The 1,382-nt window shown below is 46.6% G+C and carries 1 protein-coding gene; it reads left to right on the top strand.

The features are described 5' to 3' along the window. The first annotated feature begins 286 nt into the window (after positions 1–286). Positions 287–940, top strand: a complete 654-nt coding sequence (locus A462_RS32175; protein ID WP_157222811.1) for a hypothetical protein — start codon at positions 287–289, stop codon at positions 938–940. Positions 941–1,382: the final 442 nt, after the last annotated feature.

The raw sequence follows: 1,382 nt of genomic DNA on the forward strand, positions 1-1,382 counted from the left end.
CAGGAGGGTCCACGAAGTGGGAGCTTCGCTCATTATTACCCTCCTGTCTTTGTTGCCATCTTGCCATGTTAACCCTTTACTATGGATTTTCCTAATGTAAGGGATGGTAAGTTAACCCTGAGCAAGCCATCTCCTTTGTTGCCATTTTTTCTTAAGTTAACCTTGTTAACCCTATTCACTCAAGAATTTACTCAGTAGAACACACATCAAAATGGGTGTTGTACGTACGCGACGTGTGACCGGACGACGTAAGTCAGTCAAGGCACAACGACCATGGAGTCGTACAGTGCGGACCTACAAAGTAGGTCGCCCTGTTCGTACTCTTGCTACAGTTCGTCCAGTTATGGGCGTATATGGCTTAGGCCAGTCATTTAGAACGAAGCTTCGCTACGTTCAAAACGTTATTCTTTCGTCCAATGCGGGCGCAGTAGGGCGTAACGTTTTCTCCCCTCAAAACTGTTTTGATCCCGATGTAACCGGTACGGGTCATCAGCCTATGTACTTTGATCAGCTTACGGCTGTTTTTAACAAGTACAAGGTGCATGGATCAAAGATCAAGGTATCCTATAATATCACCACTGACTCTGTCACTGGAGGCAATTGTTTTGCCGTTGGTATTATCGGTGGAGCTTCCACCGGCATATCCTCTGATCCACAAACTAATATGGAAGACAACCATGGTGTGTCGACCATATTGAATGCCCGTAACAGCGGTTTCGGGCAGAAGAGCCTTTACCTCACGTATGCTCCGATGCGTGATCTTGGCATCTCAGTCAACGATGATACGTTGACGACAGATGTCAACACCGGCGCAGCCACTTACTTTTGGAACGTATGGTGTGCGGACCTTGGGTCCAGTGGCACCACCTACGTCACTGTCAGTGTCGAGATTGTCTACGACATCGAGTTCACTGATAACAAGCAGATTAACGGCAGTTAGAATGCATTTACCATAACAAACAAAAAAAAATAAAAAGTTGGTAACCAACCCAACACAAAAAAAACAACAACGCTTAACATATACATTCGAGGCCTTGGCCGCAACTACTATGACTTTATTTAAAACCCAGCGCGCTGCGAGACTGGCCACCGAAGCGAAGCGGAGGTTGGTCGGCGGCGGAAGCCGCCCAGTCGAGGTCGCAAGATTGAGAGGAGGCGACGAAGGGTCGCCGACATATGGCTTAATGACAGGAGGGTCCACGAAGTGGGAGCTTCGCTCATTATTACCCTCCTGTCTTTGTTGCCATCTTGCCATGTTAACCCTTTACTATGGATTTTCCTAATGTAAGGGATGGTAAGTTAACCCTGAGCAAGCCATCTCCTTTGTTGCCATTTTTTCTTAAGTTAACCTTGTTAACCCTATTCACTCAAGAATTTACTCA

It is taken from the genome of Pseudomonas sp. Ag1, assembly GCF_000278565.1.
Lineage (GTDB): Bacteria > Pseudomonadota > Gammaproteobacteria > Pseudomonadales > Pseudomonadaceae > Aquipseudomonas.